Source organism: Paraburkholderia acidiphila, assembly GCF_009789655.1.
Lineage (GTDB): Bacteria > Pseudomonadota > Gammaproteobacteria > Burkholderiales > Burkholderiaceae > Paraburkholderia > Paraburkholderia acidiphila.
Window position 1 is genome coordinate 84,008 of record NZ_CP046911.1, and the last position, 24,108, is coordinate 108,115.

Below are 24,108 nucleotides of genomic sequence, written 5' to 3' on the forward strand. Positions count from 1 at the left end.
TTTATCCAAACCACCCAGGCGTGACAACAGCACGCAAACTCAACCGAGCCCGCCCATCATCAGGTACTTCGTTTCTAGGTACTCATCGAGCCCGTACTTCGAGCCTTCGCGCCCGAGCCCCGACTCCTTCACGCCACCGAAAGGCGCGACCTCCGTCGAGAGGATGCCTTCGTTGATACCCACCATCCCGCTTTCCAGCGCACCGGCCACACGCCACACGCGGCCAATGTCGCGCGCATAGAAGTACGCAGAAAGGCCGAACTCGGTATCGTTCGCCGCCTGGATCGCTTCCTCCTCGGTCTCGAAGCGGAACACCGCGGCCACGGGCCCGAACGTCTCTTCATTCGCGAGCATCATGCCACCATGCGCACCCGTGATGACCGTGGGCTCGTAAAACGTGCCGCCCAGCGCATGCGCGTGGCCGCCGCACACGATCGCGCCGCCCTTCTCCACCGCGTCGCTCACGTGCGCCTCGACCTTGCGCAATGCCGCTGCGTTGATGAGCGGCCCTTGCGTGGCGCCGGACTCCATGCCGCTCGCCACATGCAGCGCGCGCACGGCTTTCACGAGTTTCTCGACGAACGCGTCGTGTACGCCGGCCTGCACGTAGAAGCGGTTCACGCACACGCAGGTCTGCCCCGTGTTGCGGAATTTCGAGGCCATCGCGCCTTCCACGGCGGCGTCGAGATCGGCGTCGTCGAATACGATGAAGGGCGCGTTGCCGCCCAGTTCGAGCGAGACCTTCTTCACCGTATCGGCGGCGGCGCGCATGAGCAGCTTGCCCACGCGCGTCGAACCCGTAAACGAGATCTTGCGCACGGCCTTCGAAGCCATGAGCGTGTCGCCGATGGCAGGCGCGTCGCCCGACACGACGTTGAACACGCCACGCGGAATACCCGCCTCGACCGCCAGTTCGGCGAGCGCGAACGCCGAAAGCGGCGTTTCTTCCGAAGGCTTGAGCACCATCGTGCAACCCGCGGCGAGCGCGGGACCGGCCTTGCGCGTGACCATCGCGAGCGGGAAATTCCACGGCGTGATCGCGCCGACCACGCCCACGGCCTCCTTCGTCACGACAATGCGCGCGCCCTTCTTCGGCGCGGGAATCACGTCGCCGTAGGCACGGCGTGCTTCCTCCGCGAACCACGTGAGAAAGCTGGCCGCGTACGCCACTTCACCCAGCGCTTCCGCATAGGGCTTGCCCTGTTCGGCCGTCATGATGCGCGCGAGGTCTTCGCGATGCACCTGCATCAGCTCGCCCCAGCGGCGCACCTTCGCGCTGCGCTCGGCAGCCGTGGCGTCGCGCCATGCGGGGAACGCGTGCGAAGCCGCTGCCACGGCCTGCAGCGCTTCGCGTGCACCGGCGCGGGCCACGTGCGCGAGCGGCGCGCCGGTGGCCGGGTCGATGACCGGATAAGCGGCATCGCTGGCGACCCACTCGCCGTCGATGAAGCTCGACGTGCGCCACAGGCGCGTTTCCTTGAGTCCTTCGATCATGCTGCGATCTCCAGGCGACGCGCTGCGCGCGGCACGCGCGGAATGCGTGCGCTCACGTAGTCGTTGATCACGTCGCACGGCGTGTAGTTGCGTTCGAGTTCGTACAGTTCGTCGGCGCTCAGTTGCGTGTCGAGCGCGGCGAGCGCGCTTTCGAACTGCGCGACGGTGTCCGCGCCCACGAGCATCGACGCGATACCGGCGTGCCCCAGCACCCACGCCTGCGCGATCTGCGCACTCGACACGCCGCGCGCCGAGGCGACCTCCGCCACCGAACGCGCGATATCGCGCGAGGCTTCGTCGTCGTACATCTGCACGGTGAAGAAGTCGGTCTGGTTGCGCACCGACTTCGCGTCGCCGGAAAGCAGACCACGCGCAAGCGGGCTGAACACCGAAACGCCCACGCCCTGGTCCTGGCAGAACGGGATCATCTCGCGCTCTTCCTCGCGATACGCGCAGTTCAGCTGCAGCTGCATATTGATTGGGCGTGCGAAGTTATAGCGCTCGCATGCCTGCAGAATCTTCGCGAACTGCCACGTGAACATCGTCGAAACGCCGATATAGCGCGCCTTGCCCGCGCGCACGATGTCGTTGAGCGCATCCATGGTTTCTTCGACGGGCGTGTTCACGTCGAAGTAATGCAGCATGTAAATGTCGACGTAGTCGGTTTGCAGACGACGCAGCGAACCGTCGATGCTTTCCATGATGTGCTTGCGCGAGTGACCCTGGTTGTTCGCACCATTGCCGATCGGATAACCGACCTTGGTCGTGAGCACGAGTTCGTCGCGTTTCGCGAGACGCTTCACGATGCGCCCCACCACTTCCTCGCCCACACCCGTCGAATAAAAATCCGCGAGGTCGATGAAGTTCACGCCCGCTTCGAGCGCACGGCGCACGATCGGTTCGCTCTGCTCTTCGTTGTAAATCCACGGCTTCCACTCGGGCGTGCCCATGTTCATCGTGCCGAGGCACAGGCGCGACACCTTCAGGCCGGAGCGGCCAAGTTGCACGTATTGCATCGTAGTCACCTGTAACGATTTGCGCGGCTCAAGCCGCCTTGGCCTTCGGCGTGTAGAACGGATTGCTGATCTGATCCTTGATCTTCGCAATGTCGTCGAGCTTGGGCAGGCCGTTCATCGCCGCGCGGATGGCCGTTTTGCAGGCCACGTAGTTGTTCTCGTACACGGCGTCCAGGTCGTCGCACGACCAGTTCACCCAGTTCGCCGTGACGATGCACCATTCGTTCTCCGCTTGCGGCGGCAGCGTGCCGTCGAGCATCGCCTCCGTCACCGCCTTCGCGATGGCCGCCTGCGACGCGCCCCACGTGGCGTTGCCGTGCAGGTCGCCGCGAATGTCGGCCTTGTTCACGTAGAGCGTGGCGGGCTTGACCGGCACGTTGGGCTGCGCCACCACCATGAAGGGCACGTGGCCTTGCGAAGGCGACGACAAACTGTTCGTAAATGCCTGCCCCACGGGGCCATTGCGCGGGCCGATCATGATGTTGATGTGGGCAGCGTTTACGCCTGGTCCGGCGAAACCTTCGCCGATATAGACTTGCAGGTCTTTCATGTTTGACTCCGTCTCCTGTGTCATGAGTTCGAATTTGGCCAGACGCATTCCAGCACACGCCGCAAGCGCCCAAAAGCTAAGAAATCTCATGGGGGCATGACGCGCAGTCATCGCTCGCGCAAGGTCATTCGTGTGGCGAAAGTGGCATGAGATCAGGTAATGCATCGATGACTATTCGTGGCTTTCGCAACCCAAAATGCCACGGCTAGACTCTGGTCGGATTGCTTCGAAAAGCACGGCCCATCGTGCACATAAAACTGGAGACGACATGAGACGTATCACGCTGGCAGGCGTGCGTAAAATGCGTATAGCCGCCGCCCTCGCGCTGACCTGCGCGGCCACGAGCAGCTTTGCCGCCCCCGGCTGGTGCGAGGCGGGCAAAACCGTGAAGCTCGCGCAAATCACCTGGGAAAGCGGCGCACTGATGACCGAAATGGTGCGCACCGTTCTGGAAAAGGGTTACGGCTGCAAGACCGAAGTCATTCCCGGCGCCACGGCCGCCACCGAAACCGCCCTCACGAAAAACGACCTGCAGGTGTGGGCCGAGCACTGGACGGGCCGCAGCCCGATCGTCGCGCGCGGCTTGCAGGACGGCAGCGTGAAGCTCGTCGGCGAACTGATTCCCGGCGGCGACAAGGAAGGCTGGTACGTCCCCGACTATGTGATCAACGGCGACCCCAAACGGGGCATCAAGCCCATGGCGCCGCAACTGCGCTCCGTCGCGCAACTTCCGCAGTACAAATCCCTCTTCACCGACGACGAAGAACCCGGTAAGGGCCGCTTCTACAACTGCCCTGCGGGCTGGGACTGCGAGCGCTTCAACAACCGCCTGCTCACGGCCTACAAGCTCGGCGACGACTACACGAACTTTCGCCCCGGCACCGGCGGCGCGCTCGACGCGGCCATCGCCTCGGCCTACGAGCGCGGCAAGCCCATCCTCTTCTACTACTGGCAGCCCGCCGGCCTGATGGCGAAGTACCGCTTCGTGCAACTGGAAGGTGCGCCGTATTCCGACGCGTGCTGGAACACCATCGCCGACCCGAAGGGCACGCCGTGCGCTTCCGCGTTCAAGGTGTCGCATCTGAAGGTCGCGGTCTCCACGCCGTTTTACGATGCCCAGCCCGACGCCGTTGCGTTCTTCAGCAAGGTGAGCTTGCCGCTGGCGCTCGACGAGCAACTGGTTCAGCAGATGCACGACAAGAAGCTCGACGCCTCCACGGTCGCGCGCACGTTCTTCGAGCAGCACCCGGAAATCTGGAAGCAATGGGTCACGCCGGAAGTCGCAGCGCGCGTGCAGGCTGGCCTGCGCACGTAAGCAACGACGCTGGCCGCATGACAGTACGCATCACATGACACACGCAGAATGAGGCTCACCATGGGATCTCCCTTTCTTCACCTCTCGATCGCCGACTGGGTCAACGATCAGGTCGCCGCGTTCGTGCAGCGCTACGGCGACGCGTTCCACAACTTCAGCGTGCTCATGCTGCGCGACCTGCTCGTGCCGCTCGAAAGCCTGTTGCGCGCCACGCCGCCCATCGTCGTACTCGCCGCCGTGGGCCTGCTCGGCTGGCACGCGTCGCGGCGCATTGGCGTGGCGCTGCTGTTTGTCGTCCTGCTCTGGCTGATCGGCTGCTTCGGGCTGTGGGACAAGCTCATGCAGACCTTCGCGCTGATGGTGGTCGCCACGCTCATCTCGGTCGTGCTCGGCGTGCCGCTCGGCATTCTCGCGGCTTCGAGCAGCGGGCTGCGCCGCGTGCTCCTGCCGGTGCTCGACGTGATGCAAACGCTACCGAGTTTCGTGTACCTCATTCCGGTGCTCATGCTGTTCGGCCTCGGCAAGGTGCCCGCCATTCTCGCCACGGTCGTCTATGCGCTGCCGCCGCTCATTCGCCTGACCGATCTCGGCATTCGCCACGTGGATGCGGAAATCGTCGAGGCCGCGCGGGCGTTCGGCACCACGCGCATGCAGTTGCTGTTTGGCGTGCAGTTGCCGCTCGCGCGGCCGAGCATCATGGCCGGTATCAACCAGACCACGATGATGGCGCTTTCCATGGTCGTGATCGCCTCGATGATCGGTTCGCGCGGTCTTGGCGAAGACGTGCTCGCGGGCATTCAAACGCTCGATGTCGGCAAGGGCACGCAGGCGGGCGTCGCTATCGTGATTCTCGCGATCGTGATCGACCGCATCAGCCAGGGCTATGGCCAGGGCCGGCGCACGCGCGGCCTCACGCGCAAGTCGAAGCAGCCCTCACGCATTCCGTTCCGCCGTGTTCGCGAACAGGAAAGCGCGGAAGCCGCCAAGACCGCGACCTGATGAACCCGTCAGCCAGATAACGAACGCGAAGGCACAAGCGCCGGCACAATGGGCAAAACGTGAGCAATACGTGGCGAAAAGCCGGCCGGCGCATCCCGCATACGCAATGAGCATGGAATGAGGTAACGATCATGAGCGGCATTGAAGTCAAGAACGTCTACAAGATCTTCGGCACGCGCGACGCGAGCCAGCGCGCGCTCGACCTGTTGCGCGGCGGCGCGGGCAAGGCCGAGGTCCTCGAAAAGACGCGCTGCAACGTGGGCCTGAACGACGTGAGCCTGTCGATCGGTTCGGGCCAGATCTTCGTGATCATGGGCCTTTCGGGCTCGGGCAAGTCCACGCTGGTGCGCCACTTCAACCGGCTCATCGAGCCGACCGTGGGCGAGATCCTGATCGACGGCAAGGACGTGCTCAAGCTCTCCGACAACGGCCTGCGCGAATTGCGACGTTACGGCGTGAGCATGGTGTTCCAGAGCTTCGGACTCCTGCCTCACCAGACGGTGCTCAGCAACGCCGCGTATGCGCTCGCCACGCGCGGCGAAAAGAAAGCGGCGGCACAGGCGAGCGCACGCGAATGGCTCGGCAAGGTGGGCCTCGCGGGTTATGCGGACCACTACCCCGACGAGCTTTCGGGCGGCATGCGCCAGCGCGTGGGCCTCGCCCGTGCGCTCGCGGCGAATACCGACGTGCTGCTGATGGACGAAGCGTTCTCGGCGCTCGACCCGCTCATCCGCACCGAAATGCAGGACCAGTTGCTCGAACTCCAGGCCACGCTCAAGAAGACGATCGTGTTCATCACGCACGATCTCGACGAAGCGCTGCGCATCGGCAACCAGATCGCCATTCTGCGCGACGGGCGCCTGATCCAGTGCGGCACCCCCGACGACATCCTGCACCGCCCCGCCGACGACTACGTGCGGCGCTTCGTCGAGCGCCGCGCCGGGACCACGCACTAAGCCGCCGTCGATGCGGGCGCTCATCGGCCTGCTGGGCGGCTATACGATCCTCGTTTGCGGGAACAGCCTCCTCACGACGCTGATCTCGCTGCGCATGCTGAGCGGCGAGCGCACCGCGCTCGCCGTCGGCCTCGTGCAATCGTGCTACTACGTCGGCTTCATCGTGGGCGCGCTGGGGCTTGGGCCCATTGTCGGGCGTATCGGGCCGCAGCGCGCCTTCATTGGCTTCGGCGCGCTCGCCGCGCTTGCGGCGCTCGGCTATCTCTCCTTCGATTCTCCTGACGTTTGGGCCGTGCTGCGGCTCATTACCGGCTTCAGCATGGTCGGCGTGTTCACGTCGATCGAAAGCGGCGTGAATGGCGCGGTGCCGAACGAGCGGCGCGGGCGCGCCTTCGCGTTCTATCTCGTGCTCACGTATCTTGGCGTGAGCGCCGGGCAGTTCCTGCTAGGGCTCGGCGCGCCCGGCGGCATTTTCGAGCACGCGCTGGTGAACGGCTTGTTCGTGGCCGCGCTCATTCCCGTGGCGTTGATCGGCGAGTGGCAGTCGGGCGAAGCCGCCTTGTCTGCGCCTTCAGTCAAGGCACCGGACTCCGCGCTCGCCACGCCCAAGCGCCCCACGCTGCTGCTCGACGGCCTGCGCGAGTTGCACCGCGTCGCGCCGCGCAGCGTGCCGGCCTGCATTGGCGCGGGGCTCCTTTCCAGTGCGTTCTATGCGCTCACGCCGGTCTATCTCGCGCGCATCGGTTATCCGGCCAGCAGTATTTCGCGCGCAATGGGTGTCGTGCTGATCGGCGCACTGCTTTCGCAATGGCCCGTGGGGCGGCTCTCCGACCGGCTCGGGCGGCGCGCCACGCTCGGCCTGATCTCGCTCGTTTCCGCGTGCGCGGCCGCGGCGCTCGCCGTCCTGCGTGCACCCGCTTTCGTCGATACGCTGCTCTTTCTCTATGTCGCGCTCACCTTCACGCTGTACGGCGTGATCGTCTCCGACGTGAACGACCGGGTCGACCAGGCGCGGCGCGTGCAAACTAGCGCGACGCTGCTGCTCGTCTTCTCGCTCGGCGGCGCGGCCGGTCCGACCGTCGCTTCGCTGTTCATGCGTCTTCTGGGGGCGGGCGGCCTCTATGTGTTCGCGCTCGTCGTCACGCTTGCGCTCGCCGCGCTCTCCCGCGCGCGGGGCGCCTGAATGGCGGTGCGGGCCGGTATACTGCGTCGTTTGCATGAGGCGTCATTTCGAGATGGCGCCTGGAGCGAGGAGACGACCTTGAAGCGAAAGATGCCGGCGCTGAACGCCCTGAAGGCGTTCGAGGCGGCAGGCACGAGCGGCAGCTTTACCCGCGCCGCCGAGCAGCTGAACGTGACGCAGAGCGCGGTGAGCCGCCAGGTGCGCCAGCTGGAGGAACAGCTTGGCGAGGCGCTGCTCGAGCGCCATCACCACCGGCTCGAACTAACCGATGCCGGGCGCGCGCTGCTGCGCACGCTGCAGCAGTCGTTCGACCGCATCGAATTGACGGTCCGCACGATCCAGCAGAAGAGCGACCTGAACCGCCTGCGCGTGAACGCGCCGCCCACCTTCGCGAGCCGCTGGCTCGTGCCGCGCCTCACGCGCCTGCGCGCGCGCCATCCTGAACTGGAACTGAGCCTCACGACACATCTGCAGGACAGCCTGGCCGATTCGACGGCGCTAGACTGCGCGATCCGCTTTGGCGATGGCGAATGGGAAGGCCTCGACAGCTCGCTGCTGATGCACGAGTCGCACATTGCGGTTTGCGCGCCCGCGCTGCTCGCGAACGGTCCCGTCGACCTCACGCAGCAGACCTTGCTGCACGTGCTCGCGGGCGACAACCAGCGCTATCTCACGTGGCGGCACTGGCTCGACGCAGCGCGCATCGAGGACGTGGACACCTCGGGCGGCTACGAATTCGACCTGCTCGATCACGCGATCCGCGCGGCCATCGAAGGGCTCGGCGTGACGATGGCCGACCGCCACATGATCGAGCACGAGCTGGCCCAAGGCCTGCTCGCGCCCGTGCGCGACATCCACGTGGACGGCCGCCAGTCATACTGGTTCGTCGTGCGGCCCGAACAGAAAGCTTCGAAGCCGCTCAAGCTGTTCCGGCAATGGATTCAGGACGAAATCGCCGCCATGCGCTGACGGCCCTGCGCGACCGCTTTCGCGGCGATGGCCTGATCGGCATCTTCCAGAATCAGGTCCGCGCCCTTTTCCGCGACCATCATCGTCGGCGCATTGGTGTTGCCCGATGTGATATTTGGAAAGATTGATGCATCCACCACGCGCAAGCCTTCGATGCCATGCACACGCAGACGCGCGTCCACGACCGCCGTGCGCGGATCGGGCCCCATCGCGCAGGTGCCGCACAGGTGATAGATCGAGCCGCTTTGCTCGCGGAAGAACTTGAGCATGCTCGCGTCGTCGGTCACTTCACCGGCAGGCGTCACCTCGGCAACGGTAATGTCCTGCAACGCGCGCGCCGTCATCAGCTTGCGCACGAGGCGGCTGCCTGCAATCGCCTCGTCGCGGTCCTTCTGCGTCGAGAGATAGTTGCCGCGAATCTTGGGCGCGTCTTCCACGTTCGCCGAAGCGATTTCCACCGAGCCGCGGCTCGTAGGCCGGCAAGGATTGAAGCAGACGAGAAAGCCCGAGTACGGCTCCGGCGTGAGCTGCGCGCGATTTGACTTAGGAATCCGATACGACAGCGGATTGAAATAGAGCTGCATGTTCGGATGCGCCTCTTCCTCGCTGGTGCGGAAGAAGCCGCCCGACTGGTTGACACTCATCGAGAACGGTCCCTTGCGCTGGAACACATACTGCAGGCCGAACTTGAGCTTGCCCATCCAGCTACTGAACGAGTCGTTGAGCGTCTTCACGCGCGAACGATAGTAGAAGCTCACGCACAGGTGATCCTGCAGGTTCTGCCCAACGGCAGGCAACTCGTGAACCACGTCGATGCCGTGCTTCGCGAGCAGCGCGCGCGGGCCGACGCCCGAAAGCTGCAGCAGCTTCGGCGAATCGACCGCGCCAGCCGCGACGATCACTTCGCGGTTCGCGTGGAACGTGCGCTTTGCGCCCTGCTGAACGATCTCCACGCCCACGGCGCGTTGATGGCTCTCGTCGAACAGCACACGCGTGGCGCGCGCATGATGCTCGATCTTCAGGTTCGAACGCTGCCCCGCGCGATGCAGATAGGCCACGCTGCTCGAATCGCGCTTGCCATCGCGCGTATTCACATCGTAGATGCCCACGCCTTCGAGCCGCGCGCCGTTGAAGTCTTCGTTGCGCTCGTAGCCCAATTGCGTGCAGCCTTCGACAAAGGTGCGGCAGACCGGATGCGCGCCCTCCTTCATCGGCGTGATGCGCACCGGGCCGTTCGCGCCGTGCCAGGGCGTGTCGCCGAGCGGATGCGACTCGAGCTTGCGGAAGTACGGCAGCACCTCCTGGTACGACCAGCCCGCATTACCCGCAGCGGCCCAGTCGTCGTAGTCGCGCGCGGCGCCGCGCACATAGATCATCGCGTTGATCGCGCCCGAGCCGCCCTGGACCTTGCCGCGCGGCGCGTAGATCTGCCGGTTGGCAAGCTCAGGCTCTGGCTCGCTGTAATACATCCAGTTGTACTGCTTGTTGTAGTACAGCTTGGCGAAGCCGATAGGGATCTTGAACCAGAACGAATCGTCAGGTCCGCCTGCTTCGAGCAGCAGCACCGAATGACGGCCGGAAGCGGAGAGCCGTTCCGCGAGAATGCAACCCGCCGAACCGGCGCCGACGATGATGTAGTCGTAGTTCATCTATGTGCTCCGGCAGATCAGCCGCGTGCGGGCGAGGTATCGCGCACGTCGGCGGGCTGGCTCGCCATCTGCAGATGCAGACGCTTGCCCGTATAGGGCGAGTGCGCGCGCACGACGTCCATGTTGAGTTCGACGCCAAGGCCCGGCGCCTTCGACGGAATGATGTAGCCGTCTTCCCACTGAATGGGCTGCTTGAGCACTTGCGCGTGGAAACCGTCCCACGTGCCGATGCTCTCCTGAATCAGGAAGTTCGGCGTGCAGGCCGCCAGCTGAATGCTCGCCGCCGCGCCAATCGGCCCGTTGTAGAGATGCGGCGCGATCTGCGCGTAGTGCACTTCCGCCAGGGTGGCGATCTTCTTCGCTTCGAGCAGGCCGCCCACGCGCGCGACGTTCAATTGCAGGATCGAGGCACCGCCCGCCAGCAAGAGCTTGTGGAACTCGTATTTCGTAGTGAGGCGCTCGCCCGTGGCAATCGGAATCGACGTGTGCTTCGCGACATTGGCGACGGCCTCTTCCTGCCCCGGCGGCACCGGCTCCTCGAACCACAGCGGATCGTATTTTTCGAGCCGCTTCGCGAGGCGGATTGCTGAAGAAGGCACCATCTGGCCGTGCGTGCCGAACAGCAGGTCGGCCTTGCTGCCGACCGCTTCACGCACCTTGCGGCAGAACGTTTCGCAGCGGTCGAGCACTTCGAGCGAGAGCTGGTGACCCGAGTAAGCCGTATAAGGGCCCGCCGGGTCGAACTTGACCGCGGTGAAGCCACGCTTCACGTTCTCGGCCGCGCATTCCGCCGCGAGGTCCGGGTCGTCGTAATCGTATTCGCCTCTCGCGTTCTTCGGGTACAGGTAGGTGTACGAACGAAGACGCTCATTCACCATGCCGCCGAGCAGCGCATGAACGGGCTTGTCCGCCGCCTTGCCGATGATGTCCCAGCACGCCATTTCGAGGCCGCTCACGATGCCCATCATCGTGAGGTCCGGGCGCTGCGTGAAGCCGCTCGAATACGTCTCGCGGAACAGGCGCTCGACACGATGCGGGTCGTGGTCGAGCAGATAGCGCGTGAAGACGTCTTCGATTGCGTGCACCATCACGTCGGGGTGGAACGTGGCGGCGTAGATTTCGCCCACGCCCTCGATGCCGCAATCCGTTTTCAACGTGACGAAGATCCAGTACATGCCGCCGAGATGCGGGGGAGGCACCGCAACGATGTGCGTTTCAATTGCAACGACTTTCATGGTTCAGGCTGTTTCAGGCAGGTTTGGAGTGGGTCATGCGCTTGAGCACGAGCGCAGCGATACCGCCGAGCGTGCCGATAGCAGCGACATAGGCGAAATAGATCTGGTAGCCGAGCATGCCTGCGTAGTGCTCGGTGATATAGCCGTTCACGAGCGGCAGGAAGATGTCCGACGAATAACCGATCAGCGAAACGAGACCGATGGCGAGGCCCGTTATGCGCATGGGAATCGCGCAGTAGTCGAGCAGTGTCCAGTAGAGGCCGCGAATCGCGTAAGTCATGAGGCCGATAAACAGCACCACCGCGCCGAGCAGCGCCATGTTGCGCAGCGCGGGCAACAGGATCAGGCCGATCAGCCCGGCGACAGCCAGGAACAGCGCCCAGATCAGCACGCGCAGATTCGAGAGACGGTCGCCGAGAAAGCCGCCGCCAATGCCGCCGATGGGACGCATCCAGAGTTTCGCGGTGGTCACCATACCGGCAGCCACTACGCTCATATGCATCTCGCCTTGCTGGAGATACGCGGAGAAACTGTAGGTCGCCCAGAAGATCTGATAGCCGCAGAACACCACCGCCGCCATGAGCCAGAGTTGCGGAATCGAGGCGAGCGTCGCGAGATCGCGCCAAAGCGAACCCTTGGCATTCGCTTCGACCGACTGGCTTTCGGCCTGCGCGGGCGCGGGATCCTTGAAGAAGCTCATCAACGCACCCAGGCCGATACACGTGAACGAATATAGATAGATCACGTGGCGCAGACCCGTGGCTTCACCGCGTCCGGAACCGGTCGCGGCCGCGAAGAGCGCGAGCGCGGCGGTGGCGAGCAGCGCCTCGACAAGCCCGCGTCCGCCGTCGAGCAAGCCGAAGAAGCGGCCTTGTTCATTCGCCGCCGCGATCATGCGCACGCGCTTGAGCACCGAGGCCCAGAACGTGAGGCCGGTGGTGATGCCCCAGCAGCAAAAGATCACGAGCAGCACATTGAACGAGGGTGCCGTCGAGTACCAAAGGCCCAGCGCCCCGGTGCCGATAAGCGAGAAGCAGATCAACAGACGCGGTGCAACGCGGTCGGCGAGCCAGCCGCTCGGCAGGTAGCACACGAAGAAGACGATGCCGAGCACCGAGTAGAGATAGCCGAGCTGCGCGTTGTCGATATGGAAAACATCGAGCATCGTGGTCTGGTAGACCTGACGCAGATACAGCAGCGGATAGATGCCGCCCGCGGCGAGCACGAGCAGCAGCAATTGCACGTAGCGCTGCATGGAGCCCGATGCGGCGGGCGAAAGCGATGAGGTTTCGACGCGCGGCAAACCAGCTGCCGCATTGGGTTTTCCGATGGACTTCTGCAAGATTGTCTCCTGTCGACCAGAGTTAGTGCTTCAGCACTTACTCTGGTCCCATGCAAAGCTGACGCCGTCACGCAGGCGGTTGCCGGCGCGAGGCGCTATTTCTTCATCTGCGGCGCCCATCGTGAGGGGCGCCGTTGCAACGATTAATCAGTATGTCGAACGACTAGAACGGCATCACGACCAGGCGTGTTTGCGTGAATTCGAGCATGCCGTGCTTGCCGTCGTCGCCGCCGAGACCCGAGCGCTTCCAGCCCGCGTGGTAGCCCTGATAGGGGTCGGCCGGCGTGCGGTTCACGTACAGTTCGCCCGCTTCGATCTCGTTCGCAACGCGCATGGTCGAGCGGTAGCGCTCCGTAAACAGCACCGACGACAGGCCGAACTGGTGATCGTTTGCCATGCGGAGCGCGTCGCCGAGCGTGTCGTACGACAGCACCGGCAGCACCGGGCCGAAGATCTCCTCCTGCACGATCTCCATGTCCTGGCGGCAATGCGTAAGCAGCGTGGGCGGATAGAAATGGCCCTTGCCTTCCGGCACGTAACCGCCCGTTTCGAGCTTCGCGCCGTCCGCCACCGCGCGTTCGACCATCGCGTGGATCGCCGTGCGAGCGCTGGCGCTCACGAGCGGACCCATGCGCGTTGCGTCTTCGGCGCGGTCGCCGAAGCGCACGGCGCTCATCTTCTCGCGCAGCAGCGCAACGAAACGGTCGTGGACGCTGGCGTGCACGTACACACGTTCGATCGCCGTGCAAAGCTGGCCGCAATGCGTCGTTTTCGAGCGCACGATGGCCGTCGCCGCTGCTTCGAGATCGGCGTCGTCTTCGATGATCGCGGGCGTCTTGCCGCCCAGTTCCAGCGACGGCTTGGCGATGTTTTCCTTGCAGTAGTCGAGCACCTTGCGGCCCGCGTTCACGCTGCCGGTGAGCGTGATCATGCCAACGTCCGCTTGCGTGCAGAGCACGGCCGCCGTGTCGTGGTCCATCGCCAGTACGTTGAAAATGCCTGGCGGCAGCTCCGCTTCCTGTGCCGCGCGCGCCACTTCGAACGCCGAGGACGGCGTGTTGTTGCTCGGCCGCACGACCACAGCGTTGCCCGTAATCAGCGCCGGCGCGACCTTGCGCAGCAGCGTGTACACCGGGAAGTTGAACGGAATCAGGCACGCGGCCACGCCGATCGGCTCGCGCATGAGAACGAGATTTTCGTTCGCGCTGTCGCTCGGAATCACCTCGCCTTCAATGCGGCGCGCCCATTGCGCGTGGTAGCGCAGGATTTCGGCGGCGTATTGCGCTTCGGCGGTCGCGTCGGCGAGGCTCTTGCCCGACTCGGCGGCAAGCGCCGCGCCGATCTTCGGCGCGCGCGCGACGATCGCGTCCGCGAAACGGTTCAGGATCACGCCGCGTTCGGCAGCGGGCAGCTTGCGCCAGGCGCGCTGGGCGGCCTTTGCCGCCTCGACTGCACGAATGGCATCGGCGGCACTCGCTGCGCTCACCTGCCCAATGGCGTCGCCGGTTGCGGGGTTATGGACAGCGATGTGCGGGCCATCGGCGCCGACGAACTGCCCATTGATGAAATTGAGGTCTGATCGCATGGATTGCTGCCGGTTTGGCGTTGCCGCCGCTTCATGAGAAAGGGCAGTATCCGTGCGGCATCGGGACGCCACAAACGATTAATTGTCGAGCGGAGCATGCGAAAAACGCATGCTCGCCGCCTGCGGCGCGTGGCCTTCGCACGCCGTGTTTGTTATAATTCGATCACGCGAACGAAACAAATCTAACGTTAGCTGGAAGGCTGTACATTCCGGCGCGCAGCACCCACTTCATGGCCAAAACCGACCGGCTGCGCGCCCTTGCCGACGCGCTCGCCAAACACAACGTCATGCATCTGCGCGATGCAGCCAGTGTGCTTGGCGTCTCCGAGATGACCGTGCGGCGCGATATCGCCGCGAATCCCGAGCGTTTCACGTATCTGGGCGGCTATATCGTGAGCGCGCAGGACGTCCCCAATACCGCCGGCTACTCGCTCGAGCACGAAAAGGACCATTTCGCGCAGGCCAAGGCGCAAGCGTCGGCGCACGCGGCGCGGCTTATCGCGCAGAACGACACCGTTTTCATCGACTGCGGCACGACGCTCGCGGCGCTCGCGCGCCTCATCCCTTCCCAGTTGCAGATCACGGCGGTGTGCTATTCGCTCAACGTGGCCGAGGTTCTGCGGCGCATGCCCAATGTGCGCATGATCCTGCTGGGAGGCGTGTATGTGCCGTCGTCGGACTCGTTTTCCGGCGAGGAGAGCCTTGAAACGCTGCGCCGCATGGGCATCAACAAGGCGTTTATTTCAGCGGGGGGCGTGGACGCCGCGCGCGGCGTGACGTGCTGGAACTTCCACGAAGTGGCGCTCAAGCAGGCCGCCATGGCCAGCGCCGTGGAAAGTCATCTCGTTGTGGACGCAAGCAAATACGGCATCGTGAAGGCGTGGCGTTTTTCGCAGATGGACGACTTCAACTCCATCATCACCGAAAAAGGCCAGACGCTGCGCGCGCACAGCGTTTGAGCGCCGACCGGCCGCAAGGGCCGGTCGCTCCAGATACCTGCTGGTTTAGTCGCGACGTCGCAACGCGAACAGCGTGCCCGCCACCAGAATGAACGCGCCGACAATCACCTTCTGCCAGGTGCTCGGCACGCCCACCAGAATCAGCACGTTGTTGATGAGCGTAACGAGTGCCACGCCGAGCAGCGTGCCCACAACCGTGCCGCTGCCGCCCGTAATGCGCGCGCCGCCCAGGATCACCGCCGCGATCACATCGAGTTCCGAGCCCACGAGGTCGAACGGATTGGCCAGGCGGTTGTTCGAAACGTGCAAGATCCCCGCCACGCCGGCGAGAAACCCCGTATAGCCGAACACGAACAGCCGGATCGCGCGCAAGTTGAAACCGAGCCGCTCCGCAATCGCCGTGCTGCCGCCCATGGCGTACACGCCGCGCCCCATCATCGTGCGGTTCAGCAGCCACCACGTGAGAATCGCGCCTGCCACGAGCGCGATTGCGGAAACGGGCAGCACCGCGTTGAGCCCGTCGGCGGTCTTGTACGCAATGAGCGGAATGCGGCCGAAGTGATCCATGCTGTGCGGAATGTTCATGAAGAACGTCGTGCCCACGAAGGTGAGCAGCAGCCCGCGATAGAGGTACTGTGTACCGATCGTCACGATCAGCGACGGCGCTTGCAGCCGGTGCACGAGCATGCCGTTGATCACGCCGAGCACGATGCCGCCCACCGCGCCCGTAAGCAGAATGAGCGCGAACGGCGCGTCGGGCCACCACGCGAACACGGCTTTCGTGATCGCGTACATCGTGAGCGCGCCGATCGCCGTGAACGACACATCGATGCCGCCCGAAGCCAGCACGACGAGCGTGCCGAGCGCGAACAACGACGTGGTCGTCGCCGAGTGCAGCAGGTCGAACAGTGTCGCCCACTGGAAAAAGCGCGGGTTGATGGAGGCCACGATCACGCAGGTAATGACGATCAGCGTGGCCGTGAACCACTCGGGATTGCGGGCGAGCTTCGCGCGCCAGTTGAGCGGCACACGCTGGCGCGCGACTTCGACGGTGTTGGACGACGTGCTCATTGTCTGATTCATGCTCATGCGGTGTCCGGCAAAACGTTACACGGAATTCAGGCAGCTTCGGCAAGCAGCGCGCGGTACAGTTCGGCCTCTGTCAGGCCATCGGCGTGGTGCTCTTCTGCGAGGCGGCCCTTACGCATCATCAGCACGCGGTCGCAGTTCTGCAGCAACTCGGGCAAGTCGTCGCTCACGAGCAGAATGCCGATGCCGCGCTGCGAAAGCCGCTGCATGATGCGATAGATGATGTCCTTCGAGCCGACGTCCACGCCCACAGTCGGCCCGTGCAGAATCAGCACGTGCGGGTCGATGGCGAGCCAGCGGCCAATCAATACGCGCTGCTGGTTGCCGCCCGAAAGCGACTGCACGGCCTTGTCCACATCGGGCGTGGCGATCTGCAGTTCCTTCACGGTGTTCTCGGCCAACGCGCGCGCACGCGTGCGGTCGATCTGGCCGAAGCGGTCGCGCAGGCTCGCAATCATCGCCGTAATCACGTTGTCGCGAATCGGCTTGTCGAGGAAAAGGCCTTCGTTCAGGCGGTCTTCCGGCACATAGCCAATGCGCGCGCGCCGCGCGTCGCCGGGCGTCGCAAGCTTGATCGCGTGGCCTTCGAGCACGATCTCGCCCGCATCGGCCGGCGCGACGCCTGCAAGCGCACGCGCGAGTTCGTTGCGGCCCGAATCGAGCAGACCCGTCACGCCGAGAATCTCGCCGCGATGCAGCGTGAACGACACGTCGCGAAAGAGGCCCGTGCGGCCAAGGCCGCGAACGTCGAGCAGCACGTCGGCTTGCGCCGCGACGTTGCGGTAGCGTTCCGTGGAAAGTTCGCGACCCGTCATCAGTTCGCTCAACTGCGCCTTGGTGTAATTCGTGATCGGGCCCTGCGTGACTTTCTGGCCATCGCGCAGCACGATCACTTCGCCGCCAATCGCGTAGCACTCGTCGAGCTTGTGGCTCACGAACAGTACGGTCACGCCCTGCGCGCGCAAGTGCCCGAGCACGGCGATGAGGTTGGTCACTTCCTTTTGCGTGAGCGAGGTCGTGGGCTCGTCCATGATGACGAACTTGGCCTCGCTCGCAATGGCGCGCGCAATCGCCACGAGCTGGCGCGTGGCGAGCGGCAATTGTTCGATTAGCGTCGCCTGAAAGTCGGCGTCGCCCGGCAGACCCACGGCCTTCAGGGCGCGCTCTGCCGTGCGCGCGAGTTCGCGGCGGTCGAACGTGCGGGCGAGACGCCCCGCGTGCTCCGCGAGTTCGGTCGTGAGCCCGACATTCTCCGCCACGCTCATGTTGGGCAGCAGCGAAAGGTCCTGATAGACGGTCTCGATGCCCGCCGCAAGCGATTCGAGCGGCGTGAGCCGCGCATGGCGCGCGCCGTCGATCACGAGTTCGCCTTCGTCGGGCGGCTGCGCGCCGGAGATGATCTTGATGAGCGTGCTCTTGCCGCAGCCGTTCTCGCCGAGCAGGTGATAGATCTGCCCGCGCTCGAACGCGAGCGTGACGCCTCGCAAGGCGTGCACGCCCGTAAAGCGCTTGTGTACGCCCAGCACCTGCAGTAGCGGTTCTGAAGCCATGTCGTCTCTACGTTACGTTACGACGAAGCGCGCGCTGGGGCCGTAAAGACCGTTGCGCGCGCCACCTTCTCCCGATCAGAAGTTGTATTGCTTGTAGTTCGACTTGTCGACGCTCACCCAACCCTGGCCGCGCACGATGATGCCCTTGCCCGGACCCTTCGACACCGTCACTTTTTCATAGCCCGGCAAGCCGAGATTCGCGCCGTTTTCGACAGTCTTGCCGTCGATCAGCATCATCGCGATCTTGTTCATCGCGATGCCCGCCAGCTTCGGATCCCAGAACGCAATGCCGTTGATCGCGCCGCTTTCGAGGTATTTGCCGGCTTCCGTCGGCAGGCCCGTGCCATACACGCAGATCTTGCCTTGCAGGCCCGCTTCCTCGACCGCGCGTCCAATGCCGATCACGTCGAGCGACGACGAGCCCTGGAAGCCCTTGATGTCCGGATGCTTGCGCAGCACTTCCTTCGCCACCTCATAGGCGTGCTCGCCGTCGTTGTTGGTTTCGAGGTTCGTTTCGACGAGCTGCATCTTCGGGAACTTCTTCTTCGCGTTGTCGATACCGCCGTCGGCCCACTGCACCTGCGAGCGGCTGCCGAGCGAGCCGACCATCGTCGCCCACTTGCCTTCGCTGTGCATGCACGAAGCCAGGCGGTCATTGAGCGCGGCGCCGTAGGCGGAGTTGTCGAACGCCTCGACGTCGACCATGGTGTTCTTCTCATTGTCGGCCTCATGCGTGACCACCTTGATGCCACGGTCCATCGCCTTCTTGAGCGCCGGTTCGAGCGTAGGCGGATCGTACGGCACGACGGCGATCGCGCTGACCTTCTTCGCGATCAGGTCGTCGATGATCTTCAGCTGCTGCGCGGCGTCCGCGCGGCCCGGCCCCGTTTGGTAGACCGAAACGTTCGGGTTGTCCTTGCCGAATTCCTTGATGCCGTCGTCCATGCGGTTGAACCAGCTAATGCCGGTCACCTTAACCACCGTGACGATGGTCGGGTTTTCCGCCGCGTACGCCACGGCGGCCATGCCGGCCGCGAGTGCACACGCTGTGATTGCCACGCTGAGTCGCTTGATCTTCATTTGATGTCTCCAATTTTTATGTCGATCCGCAGTTTGTGCTTTAGCACTTACTGCGGTCCCATGCAAAGCAAGCTCTCGCCCCGAAATAGATCGCGGCGGACCTCCGAGGCTCGAGGCCCGCCTGCTGCACAGTTCAGCCGGTCAGCCCGAAGTCCGCCCTTTGCCTGCAGACGGGGAGCCCCCGAATCCGAAAATCGCGCGTACCCGCTCACCGCCCGCGAACGCGAGCGAGAGCAACAGCAGGAAGCCCCAGGCGCAGTCGCCGAAAAACTGCGAGACGCCCATCAAATTGAAGAGGCTGGAAAGGAATTGCAGCACCGTGGCGGCAAAAAACACGCAGATGATGCGTCCATAGCCGCCCGCCGGATTCACGCCGCCCATCACCGCAATGAGAATGGCGATCAGCAGATAGGAATTGCCGTAGTCCCATTTCGCGCTGAGCGTGTGTGAGACGCTGACGAGCCCCGCGAGCGACGCAAGCACGCCGCACATCGCGTAGGTCATGATCAGCATGCGCGCACGGGGAATACCTGCATAAAACGCCGCGCGCTGGTTCGTTCCCATGAGGTAGAGGCGCAGGCCGAACGGTGTGCGCCTGAGCAGCCAGCCCAGCAGCACGACCACGGCCACGAATAGCAGGAACGAGATCGGCACCTGGAAAAACGTGCCGTTGCTGATATCGGCGAGCGGTTCCACATAATCCACGTGCACCGAAGCGCCGTTGGAGAGCGCCACCGCGAAGCCAGTGAAAAGCAGTTGCGTGCCGAGCGTGCAGAGAATGGGCGTGAGCCCGAGGCGCGCGATCACCACGCCGTTGAGCAGGCCGCCGATAAGCCCCATGCACAGGACGATCACGCAAAAGAGCGTCGTATACAGCACGGGCGAGTCGTCGCCGCTCACGAGGCGCGGCACCACCAGCGCGGCGATCATGCCAGAAAGATTCGCGAGCCCGACGCCGGAAAGGTCGATGCCGCCATTGCCCGAAAGCATGGAGAGCATAATGCCGAGCGCGAGCAACGCGACTTCGGGCAATTGCGCGCCCATCGACTGCAGGTTGTCGATACCGACGAACTGCCCGCGCGATACCCAGACCGCGACCAGCACGACCAGCAGGTTCACCGCCAGCAGGAAGTTCAACTGCCGGTCGCCGAACCATTTGGCAAAGAGTGCAGACTTCATGGACTTCATCCTTTGCGATGTGTTGTCACCTGGCAATGCTTAACGTACCGCGCTCAATGTGCGCTGGCGCTCGCCGTGCGCGCGAGCATGGCGTCCACTTCTTCCTTTCTCGGCATGGAAGGCGCGGTGCCTGGGCGCGTGACGGAAATGCCCGCCAGCGCGCAGCCGAAGCGCGTGGCCGTGAGCGCATCGTCGCCGCGTGCGAGCGCCGCCGCGAAGCCACCCGTGAAGCCGTCGCCCGCGCCCGCCGTCTCCACCACCGGGCCGCAATTGAATGCGGGCAGCAGGACCGAGTCAGCGCGCGTATGCAACAGCGCACCGGCCTCGCCCAGCGTCACGATGACCGCGCCCGCGCCCTTGGCGAGCAGCACGTCGGCGGCGCGGCGCGCGTCGTCGGCGTTGCGGATTTCGATGCCGGTCAGTGCCTGCGCCTCGGTCTCGTTGGGCGTAACGTAGTCGCACAGCGGGAAGATGTCGTCGGGCAGCGCCATGGCGGGTGCCGGATTGAACACCGTCTTCACGCCGTGCCGGCGCGCGAGTTCGAGGCCGCGCCGCGCCGCCGCGAGCGGCTGCTCGAGCTGCGTGACGAATACCTGGGAGGCCGCAATATCGGCTTCGATCGCTTCGGCGTCGCTGGGCTCCATCGTGGCCGCCGCGCCCGCCGCGACGATGATCGCGTTCATGCCGGTCGTGTCGTCCACGAAGATATGCGCCGCGCCCGTAGCCACACCGTCCACCGCCTGGGTGCGTGCCGTGATGCCTTCGGCGGCCCACGTCGCGCGTGCGATGTCGCCGAACGCGTCGTTGCCCACGCGTGTGCAGAAGACCACCTGCGCGCCCGCGCGCGCCGCCGCCACGGCCTGATTCGAGCCCTTGCCGCCGGGGCCCATCGCGAACGCCGAGCCGGCGAGCGTCTCGCCGATCATCGGCATGCGGCTCGCGCGGAACGCGAGGTCGGTCACATAGATGCCGAGGATGACGACACGGCCGCTCATTGGCCTGGCTCCTTAGCGCGCGGCGCATCGGGCGCGAGCAGCACGCCTTTGGTGAACACGAAGCAGCCGTAACCGCGCGTTTCACCGGTGGCGATCACGCAATAGGCTTTGCGGGCGCGCGCGTAGAACGCATGGCGCTCGATGGGCGCAAACGGCACCGAGCGGCCTTCCGCGGCATCGACTTCGGCCTGCGCTTCGTGCTGCACCGTGGGGATCGTGTTGGGCTCGCCCACCACTTCCATGCGCATGGCCGGGGCTTCGACAAAGGTGTCGAGCGGCAGCACGGAGAGGATCGCGCGTACGGCGCGGGGCGCATCGGCGCCGTCGATGCGCAGCAGCTTGCCCAGTACCGTTGCGCGCGCAACTGAGTCGGCGGGGAAGTTGGCGTCGCAAACGACGAGTTCGTCGCCGTGACCCATCGCGCGCAGCGCTTGCAGGACATCGGCGTTCAGAAGCGGGTCAAGATTCTTCAGCATTTTTGTCTCCTGTCGACCGGAGTTAGTGCTTCAGCACTTACTCCGGTCCCATGCAAAGCACCATTACGTGGCGTTTTCTTTTTCCGAAACGCTCAGTCGCCGTACGGTATCCAGATGTTCTTCACCTGCACGGCCTGGCGCAGGAACGGCAATCCTGCGCTCGTCCGGTCGAACCAGTCAACCTGGCGGCCATGATCGACGAAGGTCCGCTTCAGGTTGCCGACCGATTCGCGCTCCACGAGGGCGGAATCGGCCGCCGTGCCGAAGCACCAGAGCGCGTCCACGTCGTCGTGCTTCGCCAGCGCCGGCAGCAGCGCCGCGCGCTCGCCGGTCAGGATGTTGAGCGCGCCGGCGGGCACATCGGAAGTCTCCACGACCTGATAAAAGTCTGTAGCCGCGAGCGGAGATGCCTCGCTCGCCAGGGCCACGACGCGATTGCCCATTGCGAGCGCCGGTGCGATCAGCGAAACGAATCCCAGCAGCGGCGCTTCGTCGGGGCAAGCAATGCCGACCACGCCAAGCGCCTCGTGCATCGCGAGCGCAACGCCGCGCAACGGCGGCGTATGCACCGCGCCGTCGAACTTGTCGGCCCACGCCGCGTAGCTGAACAGCCGGTCGATGGCCATTTCCACTTCACGCTCGGCCGCTCGCGCGTCATGCCCCGCGCGGCGTGTGAGTTGCCGCGCGAATTCTTCGGCGCGCGCGCTCAGATTTTCCGCGAGGTAGTACAGCACCTGGGCGCGAGCGTGCGTGCTCATCTGCGTCCACTTGCCCGCGCCGCGCGCGGCGACAACGGCGTCGCGTACGTCCTTGCGGCTGCCCGCGCCGACTTCGCCCGCCCACTCGCCATTGGGCGCGTGCACGGCGTGCGAATAACCGCTATCGGGCCGCACCTGCTTGCCGCCGATAAAAAGCTTCGCAGTGCGATCGAGACCGGTTCCCGCGTGCGCAACGTCCTGTGCTGGCGAGCGCGCTTCGCGTTGCGTGCGCATCGGCAGCTTGCTCCATGCTGCGGGCTTCAGATATTCGTACACGCCTTCGCGGCCGCCCTCGCGCCCGAAGCCCGACTCACGGTAGCCGCCAAAGCCCACGCTCGCGTCGAAGAGGTTCGTCGCGTTGATCCACACCACGCCGCATTGCAGGCGCGGCGCGATGTCGAGCGCACGCCCGATGGTCTCGCTCCACACGCTCGCGGCAAGCCCGTAGCGCGAATTGTTCGCGAGCGCGACGGCCTCTTCCGGCGTGCGAAAGCTCATGGCCGCGAGCACCGGCCCGAAGATTTCTTCCTGTGCGAGCGTCGAAGCAGGCCCTATGCCTGTTACCAGCGTAGGCGGATAGAAGCAGCCACTAGACGGCAGTTCGACTTCGCGCGGCTGCCATACGTTGCAGCCTTCGCGCCGCCCGGTTTCCACGAGCGACTCGATGCGTTCGAGCTGCACCGGATCGACAATCGCGCCAATGTCGATGCCCTTGTCGAGCGACGGCCCCACGCGCAGCGTCGCCATGCGGCGCTTGAGCTTGTCGATAAAGCGCGCTTCCACGCCTTCCTGCACGAGCAGGCGCGAACCGGCGCAGCACACCTGGCCCTGGTTGAACCAGATGGCGTCCACCACGCCTTCCACCGCGCCGTCGAGGTCGGCGTCGTCGAAGACGATGAACGGCGACTTGCCGCCGAGTTCGAGCGTGAGCGACTTGCCCGTGCCGGCCGTGGCGGTGCGAATAAGACGGCCCACTTCGGTCGAGCCGGTAAAGGCTATCTTGTCGACGCCGGGATGCTCGACGAGCGCCGCGCCCGTGCTGCCGTCGCCCGTCACCACGTTGAGCACGCCCTTGGGCAGCCCCGCGCGATGCGCCAGTTCGGCGAACAGGAGCGCGGTAAGCGGCGTGTATTCGGCGGGCTTGAGCACCACGCAGTTGCCGAGCGCGATGGCGGGCGCCACTTTCCACGCGAGCATCAGCAGTGGGAAGTTCCACGGCACGATCTGGCCGATCACGCCAAGCGGCGACCAGCCGGTCAGTTCGCTCTCCTGAAGTTGCGCCCAACCCGCGTGATGCAGAAAATGGCGCGCCACGAGCGGGATGTCGATATCGCGCGCCTCCCGAATCGGCTTGCCGTTGTCGAGCGCTTCGAGCACCGCAAAGAGGCGGCTGTGTCGCTGCACCATGCGCGAAAGCGCGTAGAGATGGCGCGCACGCGCTGCGCCGCCCATGGCGTACCACTCGGGCTGCGCCGCGCGCGCTGCCGCGACGGCCGCCGCCACATCGGCCGCGCCGCCTTGCGCCACTGCCGCCAGCGCCTCGCCAGTGGCGGGCGCGCGCACTTCGAAGCGCGCACCGTCGCCACTTTCGCGCCATGCGCCGTCAATGAAATGCCCAAACGTGGCCTCGTGCTGCGCGAGCCACGCGCGCACGGGCTGATCGTCCTCGGGGGCGGGACCGTAATCCATCGTTCGGAAATACTCGGCTACGCTCATCGGTATGGTCTGC

The 24,108-nt window shown here is 64.8% G+C and carries 20 protein-coding genes; 6 read left to right on the forward strand and 14 right to left on the reverse strand.

The window, feature by feature from the left end:
• Nucleotides 1–39: 39 nt before the first annotated feature.
• The 3 genes from FAZ97_RS24645 to fae are packed head-to-tail and all read right to left on the reverse strand — an operon-like array spanning nucleotide 40 to nucleotide 3,060.
• Nucleotides 40–1,494 (reverse strand): NAD-dependent succinate-semialdehyde dehydrogenase, encoded by a 1,455-nt coding sequence (locus FAZ97_RS24645; protein WP_158761133.1) that lies wholly within the window; start codon nucleotides 1,492–1,494, stop codon nucleotides 40–42.
• The gene (locus tag FAZ97_RS24650) at nucleotides 1,491–2,510 is read right to left on the reverse strand and encodes an aldo/keto reductase (protein WP_158761134.1); all 1,020 of its coding nucleotides are present in this window, start codon (nucleotides 2,508–2,510) and stop codon (nucleotides 1,491–1,493) included. Before FAZ97_RS24650 ends, FAZ97_RS24645 begins: the two co-directional genes overlap by 4 nt.
• A 28-nt stretch (nucleotides 2,511–2,538) precedes the next feature.
• Complete coding sequence (gene fae, locus FAZ97_RS24655; protein WP_158761135.1) at nucleotides 2,539–3,060, reverse strand: formaldehyde-activating enzyme; 522 nt, start codon at nucleotides 3,058–3,060, stop codon at nucleotides 2,539–2,541.
• 268 nt (nucleotides 3,061–3,328) lie between these two features.
• Here fae and FAZ97_RS24660 point away from each other — a divergent pair, with 268 nt between their 5' ends.
• The 5 genes from FAZ97_RS24660 to FAZ97_RS24680 all read left to right on the forward strand — a co-directional run bounded on the left by FAZ97_RS24660 (nucleotide 3,329) and on the right by FAZ97_RS24680 (nucleotide 8,482).
• Nucleotides 3,329–4,375 (forward strand): ABC transporter substrate-binding protein, encoded by a 1,047-nt coding sequence (locus FAZ97_RS24660; RefSeq protein ID WP_158761136.1) that lies wholly within the window; start codon nucleotides 3,329–3,331, stop codon nucleotides 4,373–4,375.
• A gap of 60 nt (nucleotides 4,376–4,435) precedes the next feature.
• Nucleotides 4,436–5,374, forward strand: a complete 939-nt coding sequence (locus FAZ97_RS24665; RefSeq protein ID WP_158761137.1) for an ABC transporter permease — start codon at nucleotides 4,436–4,438, stop codon at nucleotides 5,372–5,374.
• Nucleotides 5,375–5,505: 131 nt separating this feature from the next.
• Complete coding sequence (locus FAZ97_RS24670) at nucleotides 5,506–6,330, forward strand: quaternary amine ABC transporter ATP-binding protein (protein WP_158761138.1); 825 nt, start codon at nucleotides 5,506–5,508, stop codon at nucleotides 6,328–6,330.
• 10 nt (nucleotides 6,331–6,340) lie between these two features.
• On the forward strand, nucleotides 6,341–7,513 hold the full coding sequence (locus tag FAZ97_RS24675) for an MFS transporter (RefSeq protein ID WP_158761139.1): 1,173 nt from the start codon (nucleotides 6,341–6,343) through the stop codon (nucleotides 7,511–7,513).
• A gap of 90 nt (nucleotides 7,514–7,603) precedes the next feature.
• Complete coding sequence (locus tag FAZ97_RS24680) at nucleotides 7,604–8,482, forward strand: LysR substrate-binding domain-containing protein (RefSeq protein WP_158762402.1); 879 nt, start codon at nucleotides 7,604–7,606, stop codon at nucleotides 8,480–8,482.
• Here FAZ97_RS24680 and FAZ97_RS24685 read toward each other — a convergent pair.
• The 4 genes from FAZ97_RS24685 to aldA form a co-directional block, all read right to left on the reverse strand.
• Complete coding sequence (locus FAZ97_RS24685; RefSeq protein ID WP_158761140.1) at nucleotides 8,455–10,131, reverse strand: GMC family oxidoreductase; 1,677 nt, start codon at nucleotides 10,129–10,131, stop codon at nucleotides 8,455–8,457. The two genes, FAZ97_RS24680 and FAZ97_RS24685, sit on opposite strands and share 28 nt — an antisense overlap.
• 17 nt (nucleotides 10,132–10,148) lie before the next feature.
• Complete coding sequence (locus FAZ97_RS24690; protein ID WP_158761141.1) at nucleotides 10,149–11,366, reverse strand: mandelate racemase/muconate lactonizing enzyme family protein; 1,218 nt, start codon at nucleotides 11,364–11,366, stop codon at nucleotides 10,149–10,151.
• A gap of 13 nt (nucleotides 11,367–11,379) precedes the next feature.
• A complete protein-coding gene (locus tag FAZ97_RS24695; protein WP_158762403.1) occupies nucleotides 11,380–12,621 on the reverse strand; it encodes an MFS transporter in 1,242 nt (413 codons plus the stop codon).
• Between the two features lie 250 nt (nucleotides 12,622–12,871).
• A complete protein-coding gene (aldA, locus tag FAZ97_RS24700; protein ID WP_158761142.1) occupies nucleotides 12,872–14,293 on the reverse strand; it encodes an aldehyde dehydrogenase in 1,422 nt (473 codons plus the stop codon).
• 230 nt (nucleotides 14,294–14,523) lie between these two features.
• Between aldA and FAZ97_RS24705 the strand changes: the two genes are divergently transcribed.
• The gene (locus tag FAZ97_RS24705) at nucleotides 14,524–15,252 is read left to right on the forward strand and encodes a DeoR/GlpR family DNA-binding transcription regulator (protein WP_158761143.1); all 729 of its coding nucleotides are present in this window, start codon (nucleotides 14,524–14,526) and stop codon (nucleotides 15,250–15,252) included.
• 45 nt (nucleotides 15,253–15,297) lie between these two features.
• Here FAZ97_RS24705 and FAZ97_RS24710 read toward each other — a convergent pair whose 3' ends face one another.
• From FAZ97_RS24710 to FAZ97_RS24740, 7 genes are all read right to left on the reverse strand, one after another.
• Nucleotides 15,298–16,335 carry an ABC transporter permease gene (locus FAZ97_RS24710; protein WP_407671914.1) on the reverse strand — a complete coding sequence of 346 codons (1,038 nt, stop codon included), beginning with the start codon at nucleotides 16,333–16,335 and terminating at the stop codon, nucleotides 15,298–15,300.
• A 35-nt stretch (nucleotides 16,336–16,370) separates the two neighbouring features.
• A complete protein-coding gene (locus FAZ97_RS24715; protein WP_158761145.1) occupies nucleotides 16,371–17,891 on the reverse strand; it encodes a sugar ABC transporter ATP-binding protein in 1,521 nt (506 codons plus the stop codon).
• Nucleotides 17,892–17,966: 75 nt separating this feature from the next.
• Nucleotides 17,967–18,971: an autoinducer 2 ABC transporter substrate-binding protein gene (locus tag FAZ97_RS24720; RefSeq protein ID WP_158761146.1), complete on the reverse strand. Its 1,005-nt coding sequence runs from the start codon at nucleotides 18,969–18,971 to the stop codon at nucleotides 17,967–17,969.
• Between the two features lie 141 nt (nucleotides 18,972–19,112).
• Entirely contained in the window at nucleotides 19,113–20,150 is a 1,038-nt protein-coding gene (locus FAZ97_RS24725) for an ABC transporter permease (protein WP_158761147.1), read from the reverse strand.
• Between the two features lie 53 nt (nucleotides 20,151–20,203).
• Nucleotides 20,204–21,145, reverse strand: a complete 942-nt coding sequence (gene rbsK, locus FAZ97_RS24730) for a ribokinase (RefSeq protein WP_158761148.1) — start codon at nucleotides 21,143–21,145, stop codon at nucleotides 20,204–20,206.
• A complete protein-coding gene (locus FAZ97_RS24735; protein ID WP_158761149.1) occupies nucleotides 21,142–21,621 on the reverse strand; it encodes an RbsD/FucU family protein in 480 nt (159 codons plus the stop codon). Before FAZ97_RS24735 ends, rbsK begins: the two co-directional genes overlap by 4 nt.
• Nucleotides 21,622–21,713: 92 nt before the next feature.
• Nucleotides 21,714–24,095: an aldehyde dehydrogenase family protein gene (locus FAZ97_RS24740; RefSeq protein ID WP_158761150.1), complete on the reverse strand. Its 2,382-nt coding sequence runs from the start codon at nucleotides 24,093–24,095 to the stop codon at nucleotides 21,714–21,716.
• Nucleotides 24,096–24,108 lie beyond the last annotated feature (13 nt).